Origin of the sequence: Mesorhizobium captivum (assembly GCF_033977165.1) — a bacterium.
Classification (GTDB): domain Bacteria; phylum Pseudomonadota; class Alphaproteobacteria; order Rhizobiales; family Rhizobiaceae; genus Mesorhizobium; species Mesorhizobium captivum.
Window position 1 is genome coordinate 71,639 of record NZ_JAVIJB010000025.1, and the last position, 22,662, is coordinate 94,300.

The following is a 22,662-nucleotide window of genomic DNA, read 5'->3' on the forward strand; positions in this document are numbered from 1 at the left end:
CATCATGCTCCGGCTCTAGTGTGAATTGAATCGATGCTTGCCCGACACCCTTACCCTCTCCCCGCCGAAACGGGGAGAGGGGTCGCCACCTACTTTTTCTTCGCCAGCAGCGCCTTCGCCTCCTTGATGCCGAGCGCTGCCGGCCGCTCGCAGGTCGTCTGCATGGCGACGAACTTGCCGCTTTCGCCGGAGCGCAGGATGCCGGTCATGACATCGACGGCATGCAGCGCCAGCTCCATCGAGCAGCGGTGCGGCCGCCCTTCGGCGATCGCGATCGCCATGTCCGCCAGGCCGGCGGTGCGGTAGTTGGCCATCATGCCTTGGCTGTGCATCTCGTTGGGCACGCCGAACGGATGATCCCACTTCGGCAGCTTCTTCACCGGCTTGGTGGCATCGGTGAAGCGGACCTCGCCGCCGAAAAAGTTCGGGTCCGGCACGAAGACGGTGCCCGCCTCGCCGTAGAGCTCCATCGGCGCGTGGCCATGGCTCCAGACGTCCCAGCTGGTGTTGAGCGTCACCACGGCGCCGTTCTCGAATTCCAGCAGCGCATGGATGGTGGTCGGCGTGTTGACCGGGATTTTTTCGCCCGCGCGCGGTTTGGAGCTGATCGTGCGCTCTTTGGCCGGCATCGCCGCGAAGGCAGCGACTCGGCTGACCGGCCCGATAAGCTGGATCAGGTTGGTGATGTAGTACGGGCCGATGTCGAGCACCGGGCCGGCGCCAGGCTGGAAGAAGAAGTCCGGATTGGGGTGCCAGTGCTCCATGCCGTGACCCATCACGTGGCAGGTGCCGCTGGTGATCTTGCCGAGCTTGCCATTGTCGATCAGCTCGCGCGCCAACTGGTGCGCCCCGCCGAAGAAAGTGTCCGGCGCCGAGCCGATGCGCAGGCCCTTCTTTTCGGCCCGCTTCTTCAAGTCCAGCCCTTCCTTGACCGACAGCACGAAGGGCTTTTCCGAATAGACATGCTTGCCGGCGTCGAGCACCCGCTTCGACACTTCATAATGCACGGCCGGAATCGTCAGGTTGACGACGATATCGATGTCGTCGGCTTCGAGCAGCTCATCCACCGTTTGCGCGCGCAGCTTGAACTCCTTCGCCCGCGCCTTCGCGGCGTCCATGTTGATATCCGCGCAGGCGCGCATCTCGATGCCGCGGAAGAGCGGCGCCAGCGAGAAATACGCCTTCGAGATGTTGCCGCAGCCGATGACGCCTACGCCAAGTTTCCTTGCCATTTTGATCTGCTCCTACCAGCTCTTGGCTGCCGCGATCGAGCGACGGGCGAAGCGCTCGATGTCGTTGGGGTTGTCCTGCTCCATGACGAAATACTGCGTCGCGCTTCTAGCGCGCAACGCCTTGATAAGGCCTGGCCAGTCGATAGTGCCGTGGCCGACATCGGACCAGCCGTCCTCGTCAAGCCCCTCGCCGGGCTTCGCCATATCCTTGACGTGAACGGCAACGATGCGCTTGCCGTGCTTTTCGATCCAGGGCAGCGGATCAGCGCCGCCGCGCACCACCCAGGCGACGTCCATCTCCCAGCCGATATCGGGCGCCGCGGACAGAATGTGGTCCTGCGGCAGCGAGCCGTCGGCCAACGCCTTGAATTCGAAATCGTGGTTGTGCCAGGCAAAGCCGTAGCCGGCCTTCGTCGCCGTTTCGCCGACCTTCGCCAGGCGCTCGCCGAAGCCGCCCCAGCCCGCGGCGTCGCCCGGCCGCGCATCGGGCATCAGGTAGGGGCAGATCAGCAGCTTGACGCCGAGCGTATCGGCGATCCTGCGCACGCCGTCGAAATCCTTTTCGAGCGCGTCGATGGAAAAATGCCCGGTCGGCATGGCGAGCCCGTTCTTGTCGAGCGCGGCGCGGAACGCCTTTGGATCGTCATAGACGCCGCCAAAACCTTCGACCTCTTTGTACCCGAGCTCGCCGAGCATTTTCAGCACGCCGTCCCATGGCTGGAAATTGCGGGCACTATAAAGTTGGAATGACCAGTTCATCTGTCTGTCCGTTCTTGGTGGTTTGGGAGGTTAAAGTCGGCCGTCGGTCTCGGCGTCGAACAGCGAAGCGCGCGCCGGATCGAAGCCGATGCGGATCGCATCGCCGTTGCGCAGCGTCTTGTCCGCTTCGACGCGGAAGGAAAGAATCTGGCCGCCGAGCTTGGTCCACACCAGCGTGTCGGAACCCATCGGATCGACGATCTCGACGGTGGACTCGGCGCTAAACGGCATCGCCTTGGCGGCGTCGCCCAAGGCAATGTGTTCCGGCCTGATGCCGAACACGCAGGGTTTGGCGGTACGGCCGCTGTTGCCTTCGAACTGATAGCGGCTAAGCGGCACCGACACGCCGTCGGCCTTGAACGTGGGAGCATCGCCCGCCTGCAGCTCCCCTTTGAGGAAATTCATCGCCGGCGAGCCGAGGAAGCCGGCGACGAAGCGGTTGACCGGGCGATTGTAGATCGTCTGCGGCGCGTCGAGCTGCTGGATGACGCCACCCTTCATCACCGCGATGCGGTCGGCCAGCGTCATCGCTTCGATCTGGTCATGGGTGACGTAGATCATCGTGTTCTGCAGCCTGCGATGCAGGAGCTTGATCTCGACGCGCAGCTCCGAGCGCAGCTTGGCGTCGAGGTTGGACAGCGGCTCGTCGAACAGGAAGACGTCGACGTCGCGCACCAGCGCCCGCCCGATCGCCACCCGCTGGCGCTGGCCGCCGGAAAGCGCCGATGGCTTCCTCTGCAGCAGCGGCTCGATCTGCAGGATCTCGGCCGCGCGCGCGATGCGCTTGGCGATTTCGTCCTTGGGCACGCCGGCGACGCGCAGACCGAAGGAAAGGTTCTTCTCCACCGTCATCTGCGGATAGAGCGCATAGGACTGGAACACCATGCCGATGCCGCGGTCCTTCGGCTCCTCCCAGGTGACGTTCTTGCCCTTGATGAAGATGCGGCCCTCGGAAATGTCGAGCAGGCCGGCGATGCAGTTGAGCAAGGTGGACTTGCCGCACCCGGACGGCCCGAGCAGCACGATGAACTCGCCCTCGGCAACGTCGAGATTGAGCGTCTTCAGCACCGACATCACGCCGAAATTCAGCGACAGGTCCTGGATCGAAACGCTGGTGTTGGCGATTGCTGCTGCCATCATCATCCTTTCACCGCGCCGGCGGCGATGCCGCGCACGAAGAGCTTGCCGGAAACGAAGTAGACGATGAGCGGCACGAGGCCGGTCAGGATGGTCGCGGCCATGTTGACGTTGTATTCCTTCACGCCCTGCACCGAGTTGACGATGTTGTTGAGCTGCACCGTCATCGGATAGGTGTCGGGACGGGTGTAGACGACGCCGAACAGGAAGTCGTTCCAGATGCCGGTCACCTGCAGGATGACGGCGACGACGAAAATCGGCAGCGACATCGGCAGCATGATGCGCAGATAAATGCCCCAGAAGCCGGCGCCGTCGACGCGCGCGGCCCTGAACAGTTCCTCCGGCATCGACGTGAAATAGTTGCGGAACAGAAGCGTCAGGATCGGCATGCCGAAGATCGAATGCACGATCACCAGGCCGGTCAGCGTTCCGTAGATGCCGATCTCACGCAGGATGATGACGATCGGGTAGATCATCACCTGATAGGGGATGAAGGCGCCGACGATCAGGATGATGAAGAAGGTGTCGGCACCCTTGAAGCGCCAGTTGGCCAAAGCATAGCCGTTCACCGAGGCGATCGCGATCGACAAGAGCACCGACGGCACGGTGATGCGCACCGAATTCCAGAAGCCGCGCGAGAGCCCGTCGCAATTGAGGCCGGTGCAGGCCTGCGACCAGGCCTTCACCCAGGGCTCGAAGGTGATCTCCAGCGGCGGCGAGAAGATGTTGCCGAGCCGGATTTCCGGCATGCCTTTGAGCGACGTGACGACCATCACGTAAAGCGGCAACAGATAGTAGAGCGCCACCATGATAAGCGTGCCGTAGAGGAAGATGTTGCGGCGCGACAGCACATGCCGCGGCTTCGCTCCGCTCGGCCCCACGGCCACGCGCCGAAGGGCATCGGTCTTGGGTATGGAGGCAGCGATCTCAGCCACGCTTCTTGCCTCCGAATTCGAGATAGGCCCAGGGCACGATGACGATCACCACCGAGAGCAGCATCATGGTCGAGGCGGCAAAACCCTGACCGAGATTCTGGGCGAAGAACATGTAGTCGTAGACGTATTTTGCCGGCACCTCGGAGGCGATGCCCGGCCCGCCGCTGGTCTGGGCGACCACCAGGTCGTAGACCTTGACGATGCCGGCGGCGATGATCACCAGCGTGGTGATGAAGACCGGCCGCATCATCGGGATGACGATGAAGAGATAGGTCTTCCACATCGGTATGCCGTCCACCCTGGCGGCCTTCCAGATATCCTCGTCGATGCCGCGCAGGCCGGCAAGCATCAGGCACATGATGAGCCCCGTGCCTTGCCAGAGTGCCGCGATCGAAATGCCGTAGATGACGATGCTGGAATTGTAGAGCGGGTCGAAGCTGAAGCTTTCCCAGCCGAGATCGCGCACGACGCGCTGGATGCCGAAATCGGGATTGAGCAGCCACTGCCAGACCAGCCCGGTGACGATGAAGGACAGCGCGAAGGGGTAGAGGAAGATGGTGCGGAACGTGTCCTCGAAGCGGATCTTCTGGTCGAGCAGCGCCGCCAGGACGAAGCCGATGACCAGCGAGAACACCAGCGAGATCACGCCGTAGATCAGAAGGTTCTCGATCGACACCAGCCAGCGCGGCGTCGCCCACAGCCGGTAATACTGGTCGACCCCGACGAAGTTCAGCCGCGGCAGCAGCTTTGAATTCGTAAAGGAATAGAGCACCGTCCAGGCCGTGCCGCCGACGAAGACCACCAGCGCGGTCAGGATCATCGGGATCGATGCGACCTTGGCGTTGAGGTTGCGGAAAATCTGGTTGGGGCGTTCGCTGTTGCTCATCTCGGCAGCCGGGCTGGGACAATGAGGACATCATGCTCCCGACCCCGGATAGGCAGGGGCCGGGAGCTGGCGGGGGCGCCGTCGATCAGTCGGCCGAAGCGATGATGTCGGCGAAGCGCTTCTGCGCCTCTTCGAGCGTCATGTCGGGCTTGGCGAAGAATTCGGAGAACAGATCCTCCTTCTGCTTTTGGCTGTCCTGCGAGAGCAACTGGTCCGTCCACGGGATGACGGCGCCCTTGGCGAGGATGGCGAGACCCTTCTTCATGCAGTCGTTCGCCGTGTTGAGGTCGACGTCGCCGCGCACCGGCAGCGAGCCCTTCTTGAGATTGAAGGCGACCTGGGTCTTCGGATCGAGCAGTGTCTCGGCCAGAACTTCCTGCGCCTTGGACTTGTCGGCGTCCTTGAGCAGCGGGAAGTAGAAGGCGTCGCCGCCGGTGGCGATGACCTCGTTCAGGCCGAGGCCGGGCAGGCAGGTATAGTCCTTGCCGGCGGTCTTGCCGGCGACCTGGAATTCGCCCTGCGCCCAGTCGCCCATGATCTGGCCGCCGGCCTTGCCGGTGATGACGAGATTGGTCGCCTGGTTCCAGTCCTGCACATTGGTGTTCTTGGCCATCTTGCGAGCATCGTCGGCCGCCTTGAACACCTTGGCGATCTCGGGACCGCCGGCGAATTTGGCGTCCTTTTCTTTGTAGACCTTGAGGAAGGCGTCGGTGCCGCCGACCGCGGCGAGCAGCACGTCGAAGGCGCCCGATGCCTGCCAGGGCTGTCCGCCGACAGCCAACGGGATGATGCCGGCCTTTTCCAGCGCCGGAGCGGCCGCCACGAATTCGTTCCAGTCCTTAGGCATCGGCACGCCCGCCTTCTGGAAGGCTTCGCTCGACAGCCAGAGCCACTGCCAGGAATGGATATTGACCGGCACGCAATAGATCTTGCCGTCGATGGTGCAAGAGTCGAGCAGGCTCTTCGGTCGCACGACTTCGGTCCATTTGCCCTTGGTGGCGATGTCGGTGAGGTCGCGCATCAGCCCGGCCTGGACGAGTTCCTCCGCCTGCCGGCCGTGGTTGAACTGGGTGGCGCCCATCGGATCGCCGCCGGTGATGCGGCTGATCATGATCGGCCGCGCCGTGCCGCCGGAGCCGGCGATGGCGCCGTCGACCCAGTGATTGCCGGTCGCGTCGAAGGCCTTGGCAAGTTCAGCGACCGCCGCCGCCTCGCCGCCCGAAGTCCACCAGTGGGTGACTTCGAGGTCGGTCGCGGCAGCCGGTCCGGCGAAGTTCAGCGCGACCGTCGCCGCGAACGCGGCAGTCAGGAATTTGTATCGCATTTCGGTTCCTCCCAGAATCTGAAACGTTACAGATTTTCGATACGGCAAATGGCCGGCATAGGCAACCCCTCGAATGAACTTGGTCCAAGATTTTTTCGAGACGCGAACAAAATCCTTCTCCTGAGAGAGCCCAAACATGCTCAGCTTGATCGAATGGCGCCAAAAGCTGCAAGAAACCGGAGATTTCTTTGCGATTCCAGTAGCCTTGGACCGACTTCGACAGCGTTGATCGCGAGGATCGCGGTTTGCCTTCTGGCCTCAGGCGTTGGCAACCTGTAACGTTTCAGTATATTGAACCGCGTCACGGGCTGAAAGCCGCGAAATGTCAACGCGCACGATTGCCGGTAGGCCTCGCGGCTGCTATGCGCCGGATGGGCGGGACGAATGGATAGACGAGCTACCGAGAAGGACGACCAGACGTCGGCCAAGGAACGGCCGACGCTGAAGACGCTTGCCTTCATGACCGGGCTTGGCGTCACGACGGTCTCGCGCGCGCTGAAGGATGCGCCCGAAATCGGCGCCGAGACCAGGCGCCGCGTCCAGCTCGTCGCCAAGCAGATCGGCTACCGGCCGAACCGCGCCGGCGTCAGGCTGAGAACCGGCAAGACCAATGTCATCAGCCTCGTGCTCAACACCGAGCACGAGATCATGAGCTTCGTCTCGGACATCATCTATGGCGTCACCGAGGTGATCGCCGACACGCCCTATCACCTGATCGTCACGCCCTATTCGCGCTCGCAGGATCCGCTGGATCCGGTGCGCTACCTGGTGGAAACCGGCTCCGCCGACGGCGTCATCATTTCACGCACCCAGCCCAACGATCCGCGGGCCCGCTACATGCTGGAGCGCGGCATTCCCTTTGCCACGCATGGCCGCACCGACATGGGGCTGGTGCATCCCTATCACGACTTCGACAACTACGCTTTCGCGAGCGAGGCGGTGCGCCATCTCGCCGGCATGGGCCGGCGCCGCCTCGCCCTGGTGACGCCGCCGGTCGGCCTCACCTATTACGGTCACACGGTGAACGGCTTTGCCGATGCGCTGAGCGAGGTCGGCGCCAGCGAGGTGCCGTTCAACACCGTCTCCATCGACCACACGATCGAGCAGATCAGGATGCGGACCGCGCAGCTCATGCGCCGGGACGATCGCCCGGACGGCATCGTCAGCAGCGCCGCCGCGGCCACGCTTGCCGTCGTCGCCGGCATCGAGGATGCCGGCCTGAAGCTCGGCCGCGACGTCGACGTGGTCTCGAAACAGTCGTCGGAACTGCTGCATCTGTTCCGGCGGGAATTGCTCGTCGTCAACGAGAACTTCCGGCTCGCCGGTTCCGAGCTCGCCCGCGCGGTGCTCGGCTGGATCGGCGGCGCAGCGCCCGGCTCGCTGCAGTCGCTCAGCACGCCGGGCGAGGTCCTGCCCTATCGGGGCTGATTGGCGCGACTTGTGAGGCAGGTCAGGCCGAGTCGAAAATGGTAGTTTCCGAGAACCGGCCTACGCCGGCCGTAGCCTTCATAGGACGGAGACATTTATGAGGGCTTCGGCCGGCGAAGGCCGGAGCGGAGCGTACTTGAAGTACGTGAGCACCGGCCTACGCCGGCCGTAGCCTAAATTCAACTGCCGCGCCACTCATCAGTGCTTCGGCCGGCGAAGGCCGGAAGCGCAGGAAACCGCCATTTGCAGACCGGCCTCACCTGCCTCTAGGCGGCGCCGCTGCCCCAAGGCCCGTGGAACGCCCCCTGCTCGCCGATCCGCTCGAAGCCATGGGCGCCGAAGAAATCGCGCTGCGCCTGGATGAGGTTCGAGGTGCCGCGGCCCTGGCGGTAGCTGTCGAAATAGGCGAGCGCCGAGGACAGCGCCGGCACCGGCGAGCCTGCCTCCGAGGCCCTCGCCACGATGCGCCGCAGCGATGGATGCGCCTCCTTCATCATCGCGATGAAAGCCGGCGCCATCAGCAGGTTGGTCGAAGCGCCGCCCGCGCCGAAAGCCTCGGCCATCGTGTCCAGCATCTGCGAGCGGATGATGCAGCCGGCGCGCCAGATCTTGGCGATGGTCGGCATCGGCAGGTTCCAGTTGAACTCCTTCGAGGCGCCGCTCATCACCGCGAAGCCTTGCGCGTAGGCGCCGATCTTGCCGGCGAACAGCGCCAGTTCCAGATCCTTCAGCAGCGTCGCCCTGTCGCCGGAAATCTTCTCGACGCCGATATTGCCATAGGCCTTTTCCGCCGCCTGCCGCTCGTCCTTGATCGACGACAGTACGCGCGCCGCCACCGCGGCCTCGATTGCCGTCGCCGGAATGCCGAGCTGCTGCGCCTCGATGACTGACCATTTGCCGGTGCCCTTCTGGCCGGCGCGGTCGAGGATGATGTCGACCATCGGCTTGCCGGTCTTGGGATCGTCGGCGGCCAGAACCTTGGCGGTGATCTCGATCAGGTAGGAGTTGAGCCGGCCCTTGTTCCAGTCGGCGAAGACGGCGCCGATCTCCTTGGGGCCCATGCCGAGGCCGTCGCGCAATATGCCGTAGATCTCGGCGATCATCTGCATGTCGGCATATTCGATGCCGTTGTGGATCGTCTTGACGAAATGGCCGGCGCCGTCGGTGCCGAGCCAGGCAGCGCATGGCTCGTCCTTGAACTTGGCGGAGATCGCCGTCAGCACCTTCTCGACGCGCTTCCAGGAGTCTTCCGTACCGCCGACCATGATCGACGGGCCATGTCGCGCGCCCTCCTCGCCGCCGGACACGCCCATGCCGATGAAGGTTAGGCCGGAGCCCGACAGCTCGGAGAAGCGCCGCATCGTGTCGCGGAAATTGGCATTGCCGGCATCGATGACGATGTCGTTGTCGGAGAGCACCCCGCGCAGCGCCGCGATCTGCTCGTCGACCGGCTTGCCGGCCAGCACCATGATGATGATCGGCCTGGGCGGCCGGATCGCCGCGGCCAGTTCCTCCAGGCTGTAGCAGGGCACGACCCTGTCCTTCAGCGGCCCGGCGCTCTCGACGAAGGCGTCGGTGCGCGACGCGGTGCGGTTGAAGACGGCGATGCGGTGTCCATGCTCGGCGATGTTGAGCGCCAGGTTGGAGCCCATCGTGCCAAGGCCGATCAGGCCGATTTCGGCTTTTTCCATCGTTTCTTCCCTGCTTTCGAATGCTTTTGTTGAGGCCGTCGATTTGCAGGCGATGATTGACGAGCCTTCGCTGCGGCGTCAACCGCCTCGCCGAATTGTGTCTCGGTCTAGGTCACTGGGCTCTGATATCAATCGGCGCTTCGATCTTTACCACCTCGAAATCCGAAACCAGGATATCAAGCCGGGCGTTCCATCGGCCAGGCAGCGGGATGACGAGATCCTCGACGCGCCATGTTCCGTCGCCCGGCTTGGTCGCCGGCCGCTTGATCGGTTCGATGCCGGAATCCGGCTTCGACAGCACCAGCGTCACCTGCTTGGCATCGAGCGGACCGAAATCGCCGGTCATCACGACGATTGAAGCCACGACCTGTCCTGCATGGCCGGGCGTGATGCTGAGATCGGCCATCGCCTGCAGCGTATGGATATGGACCGATACCGGTTGCGCGGCGGCGATCGCCAGCGCGCGTGGCGGTGGCGTGAAGCGCCAGCCGGCGGCGACGCCGAAGATGGCGAGCACGATCAGCGTCTCGATGCCGATCGAACGCACCAGCCGCCGCTGCACTTCCGTGTCGCCCGCCTCGGCCGGCGCGGTCAGCGTCCAGCGGTTGACGGAGCCCAGCGTGAACAGGAACAGCAGCAGGGCGAGCTTCAGCAGCAGCAGGCGGCCATAGGCGGTGTTGATCAGCGCTGCCGGCTCCTGCACCTGGATGACCGCCAGCACAATGCCGCTTGCGGCAAGCACGGCAACGACGGGCAAGATCGCGCGCGAGAACCGGCGCAGGAAAACCTTCGCTTCAGCCGGCTGGTGTCGCAAAACGAGGCCGAGCGGCGCCAGCGCGCCGGTCCAGAAGGCAATGGCTGTGCCGTGCAGGAACACCAAAGGCCGCATCAGCCATTGCGGCTCGGCCGCACTTGCATGTCCGCAGGCGGCGAGCGCTAAGCCCACGCCGACAAGCCCTGCCAGCGCAAGCAGCTTGCGAGAAGCGCCCGGTGCGACAAGGGACAGCAATGCCAGCCCAAGCGCGATCAAGCCAACCAGCACGGTCCAACTGAAGCTCGTCTCAAGCGCTGTCTGCCAGACGACCGGCGTCGCGAACCGGGCGAGCGGCGCGCCGAGCGAGTCCAGTCCCTGCAAGCCAAGCGAAAACGGGGCAGCGGCCAGCCCGAAGAGCAGAGCGCCAATGACGAAGCGCCGGCCGCAGCGGCGGTATTCGACGAGCCAGGCGAGAGAGAAGGCGCCGCCGACGCCGAGAAAGAGGCCGGCATAGAGCAAGAACTTGCCGATCCAGATCGTCGTGCGCAGCGACCAGTCGACGGTTTCACCGGCGACGGGCGCCGCACTTGGCGCGCCGACGGAAAACAGCGCCGAACCGCCGACCGGATGGCCGTCCTCCGAAATAACCCGCCAGCTCAGCACATGCATGCCGGATTTGAGCGTCTCGGGATTATCGATCTCGACGGTCCGGTCGGTGAGACGGAAGGAGGTCAGCGCAAGCCGCGTGCCGTCCGGCCGCACGAGAGTGAGGACCAATGGCGAGACCGGCTCGCTGAAGGTCAGCGAGAAATGCGCAGGGCTCTGCACCAACATCGTGCCATCGGCCGGATCGGTTGCGACCAGGGCCGCATGCGCGAAGGCGCGGCAAGGCAAGACCAGCAGCGCGATCAGCACGAAGGCCGCCACCAGGCCGCTGGTGACAGGGCTGATGCGGGTGCCACTCAGGCGGGCGGGGAAAATTGCTGCGTTCATGCGGTCTTTCGAGAAGCGATGGCGCGCCCGAATGGGTCGCGCCATCAAGAGATCATTTCTTCGGCAGCAATTTGATGCCGGGCGCCGGATCTTCCAGCGCGTCCTCATCCTGGCCTGCCGCCGGAATTTCGATCCAGCGAGCGGCGGCATCGCCGCATTCCTGCACCACCGGGAAATAGAGCATCTGGCCGGCCGGCAGATCGGCCGCGAGCGAAGCGCGGAAGACGAACTCGTCATAGAAGTCGTCAGGCAAATTGCCGCCGCTCCAGTCGACCTCCTTGACGCCGGTGGTCAGCGTCTCGCCATAGAGCTGGTACGACTTTTCGTATCTGCCCTTCTTGGTCTGCAGCGTCCAGCCGGGCTTCGGCATCGGCTTTACCGAGATGACGCTTTCCGGGATCTGCACCCGCACCGCTGTCGTCGCCTTGCCTTCACAGCCATGCGGTACGCGTAAGATTGCCTTGTAGGTCGAGCCGACGGCCGCTTCCTGGGTTTCGAGCGTGATGTGGGCGAGCGCGGCATTGGTGCCAAGCGCGCAAAGCGCGCCCGCCGCCAAAAGATACTTTTTCATGAATTGTCCCTCTGATTTCGAATTGGCGGATGGCGGATTCACTCGGCGTGATCGTCCATGCCGCCCATTTCGCCCATGCCTTCGACGGCGAACTCGACGGTGACGCTGCCGGCCTTCTCGAAGGTCAAAGTGGCCGGGAATTTCTCGCCCTGCTTGGGCTGCCGCTTCAGGCCGACGAACATCACGTGATAGCCGCCCGCCTTCAGCTCGACCTTGCCGCCCGCAGGAATTTCCAGCCCGCCATTGACCGATCGCATGGTCATGACGCCGTCCTTGACGCCCATTTCATGCACCCCGGCCGTGTCCGAAATGTCGGAGGAAATCGACAGCAGCCGGTCGGGCGAGTTGCCCTTGTTCGTCACCGTGAAATAGCCGCCGGCCACCTTGGCGCCGGGCGGCGTCGCGCGCGACCACGGGTGCCCGATTTCCAGGTCGCCGGCCTTGAATTCATGCGCCAGGGCGCCGGGAACGCAGGCTAAGAGGAGAAGGAGGACGAACACGGCAAGACTCAAGTGTTCGAAGCTGCGTGAAGGCATGCCGTGATGAGCGTGCGCACGCGCTGCAGGAAGAAAATTGGACATGGTTGCTCCATGGCTATGAGGTCGCGCCGTCATCCGGTCGCGAGCAGTCTGAACTTGGCAGTCTGAACTTGGATGAATGCGCCCGCGAAAGGTTCCGCGGGTCGTGGCGTCAGACCGTAGCCGGCGGCGCTCGTGGATTGGCCGGCGAGCGGTCGCGGGCGAAATCGAGATGCCGGAAGGCGGGAAGCCGGAAAGCGACCGCCTCGAAAACGAGTGTTCTGGCTAACGCGCCGGCATCTTGCGGCGGCATATGCGCCGGCGACACCATGCTGCAGCCAAGCGAGCAGCAGGCCGGCATATGCTGCTGAGGCGGATCGCCGCCTGGAAGCTTGACCGCCCCTTCATGCGTGCAGATGACGTTGCCGAAGGCATCGAGCTGCGAAGGCGCGCCGAAGGCAAAGGCGCCGAGCGTCGACTGGAGCAACAGCAGCAGGGCCGCGACGAACGCGGCCGGCATGCTCCATCGCCTCAGCCGGATTTTCAAAGACCTGCCTCTTCCTAAAGCAATTCCAGGAAAAGTGTGTAACGGTTTTCCGTCTGGAACTGCGTAGAAACAAATAGTTAGAGCAGTTCGGCGTTTCCGTGAAACGGTGAACTGCTCTAGCAACTCAACCGACCCTAGCATGGGGGCAGCAACCGGAAAATCGGCAAAACCATCCTGCGGCAACGCGGCGCGATGTGCTGCATCAGGCAGGCTGTACCTGCCGTCCTTCCGGAATGGAGCTCAGCAGCGTCTGGCGCGCCGACTTTAGATGCTTTCGGCAAGCGGCATCCACCTTGCCGGGATCGCGCGATTTCAGCGCCGCGATATAGGCCAGATGCTCCTGGACCGCGACCTCGTTGCGCTCACGTTCCTGCGCCTTGTTCCACTGGTAATGGTAATGGAAGATCATCGCGATCACATCGTAGAAATCGACGATGAAGCGGTTGTGCGAGGCGCGGTGGATCAGCCGGTGGAAGCGCTCGTCGAGCTCGGAGAATTCGTTGAAGCGGGTGGCGATCTCGCCGGCCAGTTGGCGGTGCTCCTCCTCCAGCCTGTCGAGATCGGCCCAGACCGCGCTCTCTTCCGGCAGCGCGACGAAAGCGGCAGCCGAGCGCAGCTCGAACATTTCGCGGATTTCGGTCAGCTCCAGCGCGAAAGCGCGGGTGAAGCCCTTCAGCACCCAGTGGCTGTTGCGTCGCTTTTCGATCAGGCCGAAGCGCGAGAAGCGGATCAGGAATTCGCGCACGCTGGTGGTGCCGACGCCGATCTCGCGCGCCAGCTCCAGCTCGTTGATCTGCATGCCGGCCTCGGCGCCCTCGGCAAGCAGCCGGCGCATGAAGGAGCGCTCGATGATCTCGGCCAGCGAATCGGTCTCCTCTTCGGGAAAGAAATCTTCCGGCTTCGGCGCCCGCAGCACCGTCTTGTTGCGCTTGTTCCAGGCAATCAGCCCGGTCTCCTCCATGCGCGAAAGGATGCTGCGCACCGTGGTGCGGCTGACGCCGAGCAGCGTCCCAAGCTCCGGCTCCGACGGCAGGCTCCTGGTTTCATCGAGCAGCCGCAAGCCGCGGTTGAAGGCGTCCTTGTAGACGTTGTTGCTCTTCGACATGCCCCGTATCCCCAACGCTTGCGGCGGTCCGCCGGAAGCGCGATATGATCGGTGTTCCTAGCGCAAGCCCGCGAAATGCGGAATCGGATTTCGTCGGCTTTGCCACACGCCCAAAGGGCGCGCGGCACGCGCTGAAAAAACAATTGACGCAAAAATGTTTTTTCACGATAAAAGACATTATCCTCAAACGGGCGCATGTCAATCCGCCCACACTCCCAGGTTTACCCAGGACAGCCGCCCGTGAACGCCGCAAACACCATTCTTCTTTCCCCCGCCGACAATGTCGCGGTCGCCAATGGCCGCATCGAGATCGGCACGGCCTTGCCCGGCGGCGCGGCTGCCGTGGCAGCGATCGACCCCGGCCACAAGGTGGCGATCAAGCCGATCGCGGCGGGCGAAGCGGTGGTGAAATATGCCCAGGCAATCGGCCGCGCAACGCAGGACATCGCGCCGGGCGAGCATGTCCACTCGCACAATCTGGTGTTCGAGAGCGGACGCTTGCCGGTGGTGCCGCCGAGCGAGGCCGAGCATGCCACCGAGGCCGACCGCAAGCGCACCTTCATGGGCTATCGCCGCGCCGACGGCCGCGCGGGAACCCGCAACTTCGTCGGCATCGTAGCCAGCGTCAATTGCTCGTCCACCGTCTGCCATGCCATCGCCGACGAGGCCAACCGTGTGCTGCTGCCCAAATATCCCGGCATCGACGGCTTCGTGCCGATCGTTCACGGCCAGGGTTGCGGCATGAGCGCCACCGGCGACGGCATGATGGTGCTGCATCGCACGCTCGCCGGCTATGCGCGCCATCCGAATTTCGGCGGCGTGCTGATGGTGGGGCTGGGCTGCGAGGTCAACCAGCTCACGCTGTACGGCCAGAAAGGCGTCGCGGCGGGAAAACGCCACTTCAATATCCAGGAAGCTGGCGGCTCGCGCAAATCCGTCGAGAAGGCGATGGGCGTGCTGGCGGAGATCGCCGAGGAAGTGGGCCAATTGCAGCGCGAGCCGATCCCGGTCAGCGAGATCGTCGTCGGCCTGCAGTGCGGCGGCTCGGACGGCATGTCCGGCATCACCGCCAACCCGGCGCTTGGCGCCGCGGTCGACATCCTCGCCGGCGTCGGCGGCATCGGCATCCTGTCCGAGACCACCGAGATTTACGGCGCCGAGCATCTGCTCGCCTACCGCGCCGCCTCGCCCGAAATCGCCGCCAAGCTCGACAGCTACGTGAAGTGGTGGGAAGACCATGTCGCCAAGCACGGCGCCTCGATCGACAACAACCCCTCTCCCGGCAACAAGCGCGGCGGCCTGACCACTATCCTCGAGAAGTCGCTGGGCGCGGTAGCGAAGGGTGGCCAGACGTCGCTCAACGGCGTCTTCGGCTATGCCGAGAAGGTCAGCGGCAGCGGCCTGGTGTTCATGGACACGCCTGGCTATGACCCGGTTTCGGCCACTGGCCAGGTCGCCGGCGGCGCCAACGTCATCGTCTTTACCACCGGCCGCGGCTCCTGCTTCGGCTGCCGGCCGACGCCGTCGATCAAGGTCGCCACCAACTCGACCATGTACCACCAGATGGAGGAGGACATGGATGTCAATTGCGGCGTCATCGCCTCGGGCGAGAAGACCATAGCCGGCATGGGCCGCGAGATCTTCGAGCTGATCATCGAGACGGCGTCCGGCCGCAAGACCAAGAGCGAGGCGTTCGGCTACGGCGATAACGAGTTCGTGCCCTGGCACCTCGGCGCGACGCTCTAAGTATTTCAAAACATCGGCCGGGCGAACGGCAAGGGGAGGCTTTGATGAACAAACGCCGGATCGGCACGACTGCGCTCGAAGTGACTGAAATCAGCTTCGGCGGCGCAGCGATCGGCGGGCTTTATCGCGCCTGTCCGCGCGAGCCCGCGATGGAAACGCTGCAGACGGCCTGGGATGGCGGCCTGCGCTATTTCGACACCGCGCCCTTCTACGGCTTCGGCCTGTCAGAGCGCCGGACCGGCGACTTCCTGCGCGAGAAGCCGCGCTCGTCTTACGTGCTCTCGACCAAGGTCGGGCGCCTGTTCCGGCCGGTGCTGGAGAACCAGGTTCCCGATCACTCCTATGTCGATCCGCTGCCCTTCGCGCTCGACTACGACTATTCCTACGACGGCATCATGCGCTCGGTGGAGTTTTCCTACGCGCGGCTCGGCCTCAACAGAATAGACATCCTGTTCGTCCACGACATCGGCGTCTACACGCATGGCGTCGAGGCGACGAAAATCCATTTCCGCCAGCTCATGGATGGCGGACTGAAGGCGCTGGAAGAACTGAAGTCATCCGGTACGATCTCGGCCTACGGCCTCGGCGTCAACGAGGTGCAAATCTGCCTCGACGTGCTCCGCCGCGCGCCGCTCGACTGCATCCTGCTCGCCAGCCGCTATTCGCTGCTCGACCGCAGCGCCGAGGCCGAACTGCTGCCGCTCTGCCGCGAGCGGCAGACATCGCTGATCATCGGCGGTGTCTTCAACTCGGGCATATTGGCGACGGGCCCGGTGCACGGCGCGCATTTCGATTATCTGCCGGCGAGCAAGGATATTCTCGACAGGGTCGGCGCGATGGAAAGGATCGCCGGAGAAGGCGGCTATCCGCTGGCCGCCGCCGCATTTCAGTTCCCGCTGCATGAGCCGGTCGTCGCCTCGGTGCTGACCGGCACGGCCAAGCCCGCCAATCTGACGCGCAATCTCGAACTTCTCGACATCGAGGTGCCAGCGGCTGAGTTCGCCAAATACGATCCTTACACGATCGTTCAGCAGCTCGGCTGAGATGCTGTTGGTCGGCCCGCCGGCTATGTCGGCAGTACCGAGCTTCACAATCATGCGACTTCCATAAGGGAATGAATATTCCATATTGACAGATATATGGAATCTGTGTTCCATTTTGGAAAGGAGGAACGGAAGCATCCGGGTGCGGCCAGTGAGGAACCGGCAGAGCCGATCATACCTCGCCCGGTATCACGCAAACGGCACCAGACACCGCTTGCATCGGCCGGACTGATGCACTATCAAAATGCGGTATCTGTTTTTTATTGATAAAGTTCTGTTTGGCTCGCGCCTATCCAGATGGAGCTTCCGCAACCTTCACCAGGCGACTTAGGGAGGAACCTAATGAAATTCGTGACCAGCCTTCTCAACCGCCGCGCTTTCGTGGCTTTAGCCGCTGCCTCAATGCTGGCCGGTGCAATGCATTCCGCACCTGCCTCGGCGGCCGACGTAACCATCCCGATCATCGTCAAGGACACCACGTCCTTCTACTGGCAGATCGTGCTGGCCGGCGCCCGCAAGGCCGGCAAGGATCTCGGCATCAACGTGCCGGAGCTTGGCGCCCAGGCCGAGACCGACGTCAACGGCCAGATCTCGATCCTCGAGAATGCCGTCGCCGGCAATCCGGCCGCCGTCGTTATCGCACCGACCGAAGCCAAGGCGCTCGGCAAGCCGATCGACGAGGCCGCGTCCAAGGTCAAGGTCATCGGCATCGACTCCGGTGCCGACTCCAAGGCCTTCACCTCGTTCCTGACCACCGACAACGTCCAGGGCGGCCGCGTTGCGGCTGACGGTCTTGCCGCAGCGATCGGCGCCGCCAACGGCGGCAAGGTCGAAGGCAAGGTTGCGCTGATCACCGCGCTGCCCGGCGCCGGCTCGCTCGAGCAGCGCGCGCAAGGCTTCAAGGAACAGCTCAAGGCGAAATATCCCGGCCTCGAACTGATCGCCGACAAATATGCCGATGGCCAGGCCACAACCGGCCTCAACATCGCCACCGACCTGATCACCGCCAATCCGGATCTGAAGGGCATCTTCGCCTCCAACCTGATCATGGCGCAAGGCGTCGGCCAGGCGATCGCCGAGAACAGCCTTGCCGGCAAGGTCGGGCTGATCGGCTTCGACAGTGACGAAAAGCTGATCAAGTTCCTCAACGACGGCGTCATCTCCGGCCTCGTCGTCCAGGATCCGTACCGGATGGGTTACGACGGCATCAAGACCGCTTTAGCCGCCTCGAAGGGCGAGAAGGTCGAGGCCAATGTCGACACCGGCGCCAACCTCGTCACCAAGGACAACATGAAGGATCCGAAGATCGACGCGCTGCTCAACCCGAAGCTTAACTGAGCGGCATCGCGACAATCGTTTCCGGGGCCTCACCGCCCCGGAAACATCCACCGCAAGCGGTTTGGAAATTCGTCGGCTTGCCCTGCGCAATTCCAGGAAAAGTGTGTAGCGGTTTTCCGTACGGAATTGCGTAAACTAGCTTTAGGCTCCGCCAACAAGATGCGCGATCAAGACGCATCGCTGCGTACCCCAACGGTTGAGATCAGTCTGGGAGGATTGTCATGACGTCGACGGCGCAGGAACTGCACCCCGCACCAACGCTGGAGCCCGGCCGGACGATCCTGGAACTCAAAGGGCTCGAAAAGCGCTATCCCGGCACGCATGCGCTGAAGCCGGTGGACCTTGCCTTCAAGGCAGCCGAGATCCACGCCATCGTGGGCGAGAACGGCGCCGGCAAATCGACGCTCATCAAACTTTTGACCGGCGTCATGCCGCGCACCTCCGGCGAGGTGATCTGGGAAGGCAAGCCCGAGGCGCTGGCCACGCCGCATGAAGCGATGGCGCTCGGCATCAATGCCGTCCACCAGGAGGTCGTGCTCTGCCGCCACCTTACCGTCGCCGCCAACATGTTCCTCGGCGAGGAAGAGTCCCGCTTCGGCATCCTGCAGCAACGCGCCATGGTCAAGGACGCGCAGAAGATCATCGACGATCTCGGTTTCGACCTGCCGGCGCATGTCATGCTCGGCGACCTCACCATCGGCCAGCAGCAACTGATCGCCGCCGCCCGCGCCACGGTGCGCGGCACCAAATTCCTGATCTTCGACGAACCGACTGCCTACCTCACCCGCAAGGAAGCCGACCAGCTGTTCAAGCTGATCCGCCGGCTGAAGGGCGAAGGTGTCACCATCATCTACATCAGCCACCGCATGGAGGAGGTGTTCGAGCTTGCCGACCGCGTTTCGGTGCTGCGCGACGGCACCCTCGTCGGCACCCGCAACATCGCCGAGACCAATGAGCCGGAACTGGTCAAGCTGATGATCAACCGCTCGATTGAGCAGATCTATCACAAGGAGCATTTCACGCCGGGCGCGACGATCGTGGAGACGCGGAGCCTCTCCGGCAAAGGTTTTGAGAACGTTTCGGTGACCGTCCGCGCCGGCGAGATCGTCGGCCTTTACGGCCTGATCGGCGCCGGCCGCAGCGAGTTCGTCACCACGCTCTACGGCCGTCACAGAAAGTCGGCCGGCCAGATTTTTTGGCAAGGCAAGGAGGTGCAGGTCAATTCCGAGCATGACGCTATAAGGCTCGGTATGGCGCTGGCGCCGGAAAGCCGCCGCGACCAGGGCCTTTGCCTCAACCTGCCGGTCAGCATGAACCTCAACCTGCCGATCTACAAGCGCATTTCGAGCAATCTTCTGATCTCCGGCTCACGCGAGAAGGCCGAGGCCGACCGCCAGATCGCCGATCTGCGCATCAAGACGCCGACGCGCCATGCGCTGGCCTCCAGCCTGTCCGGCGGCAACCAGCAGAAGATCGTCATCGGCAAATGGCTGGCGCACGGCGCCAAGCTGTTCATCTTCGACGAGCCGACGGTCGGCGTCGATGTCGGCACCAAGGCCGAGATCTACCGCCTGTTCTCGACGCTTCTGTCCAAGGGCGCCGGCATCATCCTGATCTCGTCCTATCTGCCGGAAGTCTATGAGCTCGCCGACACGCTGCACGTGTTCCGGCGCGGCAAGCTGGTCGCCACGCATGGTTTCCACACTGCAAGCCACGAGGACATTTTGAGCCAGGCACTGGCCGAGAAACAAGAAAAGACGGGAGGACAAAAATGAGCACCGAGGCGATCCCTGCCGAAAAACCCAAGCGCAATTACAACGCCCTGTTCGGGCTGACACTGCTGGCGCTGCTGGTTCTCTTGTGGATCATCCTGTCGGTGGCGACGCCAAGCTTCGCCTCGGCCAACAACATCTCGAACCTGCTCCGCCAGGGTTCGATGATCGCCATCCTCGCGGTCGGTCAGACCTTCGTCATCATCACCGGCGGCATCGACCTTTCGGTCGGCGCGGTTGTCGGCTTCTGCACCGTAACCACGGCGATGCTGATCAATGCCGGAGTGCCGGTCTTCGCCGCCATCCTCATCACCTTGCTTGTGGGCGTCGCCATCGGCCTGTTCCATGGCTTTGGCATCGTCAAGATGGGCCTGCCGCCCTTCATCATCACGTTGGCGACGCTAACCTCGTTGCGCGGCATCGGCCTGCTGATGACCAACGGCAATTCGATCTCGATCAACAACGACGCCTTCCAGGAGTTCTCGCGCGGTTCCTTCGTCGGCATCCCCAACCTGTTCTGGATGGTGATCCTGGTCGGCATCCCCGCCTATGTCTTCCTGCATCACAGCCGTTGGGGCCGATATCTGTTCTCGGTCGGCTCCAACGCCGAGGCCTCGCGCCTGTCGGGCGTCAATGTCCAGCGCACCATCTATATGGCCTATACGCTATCGGGTCTCTGCGCGGCTTTCGTTGGCGTGCTGCTGGCCTCGCGCATCGGCATCGGCAATCCGACGCAGGCCGAGGGTTGGGAACTGCAGGCGATTGCCTCGTCGGTGATCGGCGGCACCTCGCTGTTCGGCGCGGTCGGCTCCGTGCACGGACCGCTGCTTGGCGCTTTCATTCTGGCCACCATCAACAACGGCGCCAACCTGCTCAACGTCAATGCCTTCTGGCAGCGCATCATCACCGGCGTGCTGATCATTGTCATCGTCTACTTCGACGGCCTGCGCCGTCGCGGCAAATAACCATGAATGACGCGCCGGCCCCGATCGACCGAGGCCGGCGCTCCTTACAAATACTGGATTAGCGCATGAAAGCCGTCGTTTGCCGCTCGCCTGGCGACCTTGTTCTCGAAGACCGCGCGGCGCCCGGCGCGCCGCCGCCCGGCTGGGCGCGGGTCGCTGTCAGCCATGTCGGCATCTGCGGCACCGACTACCACATCTTCGAGGGCAAGCACCCGTTCCTTGCCTATCCGCGCATCATGGGCCATGAGGTCTCGGGCACGGTCGTAGAGAGGGGCGAAGGCGTCGGCCTTCCCGTCGGCGAGCCGGTGATCATCAACCCCTATCTCGCCTGCGGCAAATGCATCGCCTGCCGGCACGGCAAGCCCAACTGCTGCGTCAGGATCGAGGTGCTTGGCGTACACCGCGACGGCGCCATGTGCGACGAGATCCTGGTGCCGGCGCAAAATCTTTATCCGGCAAACGGCCTCTCGCTGGCCGATGCGGCTGCGGTCGAATTCCTGGCGATCGGCGCGCATGCCGTGCGACGCTCGCTCGCCGTGCAGGGCTCCCGCACGCTGGTCATCGGCGCCGGGCCGATCGGCATTGGTACAGCGATCTTCGCGCGCATTGCCGGGTTCGACGTCAGCCTGCTCGACATGAGCACCGAGCGGCTTAATTTCGCCGAAGGCGAGCTCGGCTTTGCCGCGCTCGACGGTTCGAAAGCACCAGCCACCGACCTGGTACGGGAGGCGACGAGCGGCGAAGGCTTCGACCTGGTCTTCGACGCCACCGGCAACACGCAGTCGGTGCAATCTGCCTTCGCCCATGTCGCGCATGGCGGCACGCTGGTGCTGGTCAGCGTCGTCAAGGACGATATCACTTTCTCCGATCCTGAATTCCACAAGCGCGAGATGACGCTGGTCGGCAGTCGCAATGCGCTCCATGCCGATTTCGACCACGTCGCCGCCTCGATCCGCAACGGTGCGGTGCCGCTCGGGAAACTCGTCACCCACCGCACGACGCTTGCCGGAACGCCGCGCGATCTCGCGCGATGGGCGCATGAGAAGTCGGGGCTGATCAAGGCGGTTATTGAGGTCGGGTAAGACGCGACTAATCGCTGGCCGACAGCCTGAGCTCCACCCGTTCCGCCGGAAATCGCGACTCCGCGAACTGGATCGGCTGGCCATCCAGCGTGACGTTGACGGCGACGGTCACCAGCACGATGGCGCCCGGTTGCAAATCAAGTGCGGCGAGGTCGTCGGCGTCGGCGTGACGCGCCGACAGCACCGTTGAGTGCCTCAGATAGTCGTTGATGCCGAAGCGCTTGAGCGAGGCGGTGATCGATCCCGTCTCCGCCATCGCGGCCTCGATGCCGGCGAAACGCTTTGCATCGAACCAGGTCGTCGCGCGCGACACCGGATGCCCGTCGGCCTCGCCGCGCGTTTCCAGACGGATCACGGCCGCTCCCCTGGCAATGCCGAGCGCCTCGGCGATGCGCCGGTTGGCCGGCTCGGTCGAGGACGACAGCAGAGCGATGTGGCGCTCGGTCGTCTGGCTCTGCAGCCCGGTCGAAAAGCGTGTGCGGGCGCCGATCGGATAGGACAGGCGCTTGCGCGACAAAACGAAGGTGCCGCGCCCCTGCTCGGCCCTCAGCACGCCTTCCTGCACGAGTGCAGCAATAGCGCTGCGCACCGTGTGGCGGTTGACGCCGTAGCGTTCCGCCAACACAACCTCGGGCGGCAGCGCCGCATTTTCGGCGAAATCGCCGCTCGCGATCCCCTGTAATATCCTGTCGGCGATCTGGCGCCACAGCGACACGCCGCTGCGCCTTTCTATGCTGCTCGCAATTCCGATCATCTCCCCGCCCCCAAACTTTTACGCCCCTTTGTCATCCACCCGTCATGGACTCTCGCTAGATGATGAGTATAATTTGTATAGT

General features: G+C 63.7%; 20 protein-coding genes. 7 read left to right on the forward strand and 13 right to left on the reverse strand.

The features are described 5' to 3' along the window. Positions 1-89: 89 nt before the first annotated feature. The 6 genes from RFM40_RS21005 to RFM40_RS21030 form a co-directional block, all read right to left on the reverse strand. A complete protein-coding gene (locus tag RFM40_RS21005; RefSeq protein ID WP_320228131.1) occupies positions 90-1,232 on the reverse strand; it encodes a Gfo/Idh/MocA family protein in 1,143 nt (380 codons plus the stop codon). Between the two features lie 12 nt (positions 1,233-1,244). Then, a complete protein-coding gene (locus tag RFM40_RS21010; RefSeq protein WP_320228130.1) occupies positions 1,245-1,991 on the reverse strand; it encodes a sugar phosphate isomerase/epimerase family protein in 747 nt (248 codons plus the stop codon). Between the two features lie 30 nt (positions 1,992-2,021). Continuing rightward, positions 2,022-3,131: an ABC transporter ATP-binding protein gene (locus RFM40_RS21015; protein ID WP_320228129.1), complete on the reverse strand. Its 1,110-nt coding sequence runs from the start codon at positions 3,129-3,131 to the stop codon at positions 2,022-2,024. Then, the gene (locus RFM40_RS21020) at positions 3,131-4,063 is read right to left on the reverse strand and encodes a carbohydrate ABC transporter permease (protein WP_320228128.1); all 933 of its coding nucleotides are present in this window, start codon (positions 4,061-4,063) and stop codon (positions 3,131-3,133) included. The genes RFM40_RS21015 and RFM40_RS21020 overlap by 1 nt, the downstream gene beginning before the upstream one ends. Further along, a complete protein-coding gene (locus RFM40_RS21025; RefSeq protein WP_292302266.1) occupies positions 4,056-4,949 on the reverse strand; it encodes a carbohydrate ABC transporter permease in 894 nt (297 codons plus the stop codon). Before RFM40_RS21025 ends, RFM40_RS21020 begins: the two co-directional genes overlap by 8 nt. 85 nt (positions 4,950-5,034) lie before the next feature. After that, positions 5,035-6,273 (reverse strand): ABC transporter substrate-binding protein, encoded by a 1,239-nt coding sequence (locus RFM40_RS21030; protein ID WP_320228127.1) that lies wholly within the window; start codon positions 6,271-6,273, stop codon positions 5,035-5,037. A 384-nt stretch (positions 6,274-6,657) separates the two neighbouring features. On the opposite strand from RFM40_RS21030, the gene RFM40_RS21035 reads away from it, so the two are divergent. Continuing rightward, positions 6,658-7,701 (forward strand): LacI family transcriptional regulator, encoded by a 1,044-nt coding sequence (locus RFM40_RS21035; RefSeq protein WP_320228126.1) that lies wholly within the window; start codon positions 6,658-6,660, stop codon positions 7,699-7,701. Between the two features lie 266 nt (positions 7,702-7,967). Here RFM40_RS21035 and gndA read toward each other — a convergent pair whose 3' ends face one another. From gndA to RFM40_RS21065, 6 genes are all read right to left on the reverse strand, one after another. Next, positions 7,968-9,392 (reverse strand): NADP-dependent phosphogluconate dehydrogenase, encoded by a 1,425-nt coding sequence (gene gndA / locus RFM40_RS21040; protein ID WP_320228125.1) that lies wholly within the window; start codon positions 9,390-9,392, stop codon positions 7,968-7,970. A gap of 112 nt (positions 9,393-9,504) precedes the next feature. Continuing rightward, entirely contained in the window at positions 9,505-11,139 is a 1,635-nt protein-coding gene (locus tag RFM40_RS21045; RefSeq protein WP_320228124.1) for a copper resistance CopC/CopD family protein, read from the reverse strand. A gap of 52 nt (positions 11,140-11,191) precedes the next feature. Next, the gene (locus RFM40_RS21050) at positions 11,192-11,710 is read right to left on the reverse strand and encodes a YcnI family copper-binding membrane protein (RefSeq protein ID WP_320228123.1); all 519 of its coding nucleotides are present in this window, start codon (positions 11,708-11,710) and stop codon (positions 11,192-11,194) included. 38 nt (positions 11,711-11,748) lie between these two features. After that, positions 11,749-12,291 carry a copper chaperone PCu(A)C gene (locus tag RFM40_RS21055; RefSeq protein WP_320228122.1) on the reverse strand — a complete coding sequence of 181 codons (543 nt, stop codon included), beginning with the start codon at positions 12,289-12,291 and terminating at the stop codon, positions 11,749-11,751. Between the two features lie 109 nt (positions 12,292-12,400). Beyond that, entirely contained in the window at positions 12,401-12,748 is a 348-nt protein-coding gene (locus RFM40_RS21060) for a DUF2946 family protein (protein WP_320222026.1), read from the reverse strand. Between the two features lie 229 nt (positions 12,749-12,977). Continuing rightward, entirely contained in the window at positions 12,978-13,880 is a 903-nt protein-coding gene (locus tag RFM40_RS21065; protein WP_320228121.1) for a GntR family transcriptional regulator, read from the reverse strand. Positions 13,881-14,120: 240 nt separating this feature from the next. On the opposite strand from RFM40_RS21065, the gene RFM40_RS21070 reads away from it, so the two are divergent. From RFM40_RS21070 to RFM40_RS21095, 6 genes are all read left to right on the forward strand, one after another. After that, positions 14,121-15,626 (forward strand): UxaA family hydrolase, encoded by a 1,506-nt coding sequence (locus RFM40_RS21070; RefSeq protein WP_320228120.1) that lies wholly within the window; start codon positions 14,121-14,123, stop codon positions 15,624-15,626. A gap of 44 nt (positions 15,627-15,670) precedes the next feature. After that, on the forward strand, positions 15,671-16,669 hold the full coding sequence (locus tag RFM40_RS21075; RefSeq protein ID WP_320228119.1) for an aldo/keto reductase: 999 nt from the start codon (positions 15,671-15,673) through the stop codon (positions 16,667-16,669). Between the two features lie 342 nt (positions 16,670-17,011). Then, positions 17,012-18,007 carry an ABC transporter substrate-binding protein gene (locus tag RFM40_RS21080; protein WP_320228118.1) on the forward strand — a complete coding sequence of 332 codons (996 nt, stop codon included), beginning with the start codon at positions 17,012-17,014 and terminating at the stop codon, positions 18,005-18,007. A 221-nt stretch (positions 18,008-18,228) separates the two neighbouring features. Next, positions 18,229-19,782 carry a sugar ABC transporter ATP-binding protein gene (locus RFM40_RS21085; protein ID WP_320228117.1) on the forward strand — a complete coding sequence of 518 codons (1,554 nt, stop codon included), beginning with the start codon at positions 18,229-18,231 and terminating at the stop codon, positions 19,780-19,782. Continuing rightward, positions 19,779-20,744 (forward strand): ABC transporter permease, encoded by a 966-nt coding sequence (locus RFM40_RS21090; protein ID WP_320222032.1) that lies wholly within the window; start codon positions 19,779-19,781, stop codon positions 20,742-20,744. Before RFM40_RS21085 ends, RFM40_RS21090 begins: the two co-directional genes overlap by 4 nt. Before the next feature lie 65 nt (positions 20,745-20,809). Then, positions 20,810-21,826 carry a zinc-binding alcohol dehydrogenase family protein gene (locus tag RFM40_RS21095; RefSeq protein ID WP_320228116.1) on the forward strand — a complete coding sequence of 339 codons (1,017 nt, stop codon included), beginning with the start codon at positions 20,810-20,812 and terminating at the stop codon, positions 21,824-21,826. A gap of 7 nt (positions 21,827-21,833) precedes the next feature. Here RFM40_RS21095 and phnF read toward each other — a convergent pair whose 3' ends face one another. Then, the gene (gene phnF / locus RFM40_RS21100) at positions 21,834-22,580 is read right to left on the reverse strand and encodes a phosphonate metabolism transcriptional regulator PhnF (RefSeq protein WP_320228115.1); all 747 of its coding nucleotides are present in this window, start codon (positions 22,578-22,580) and stop codon (positions 21,834-21,836) included. Positions 22,581-22,662 lie beyond the last annotated feature (82 nt).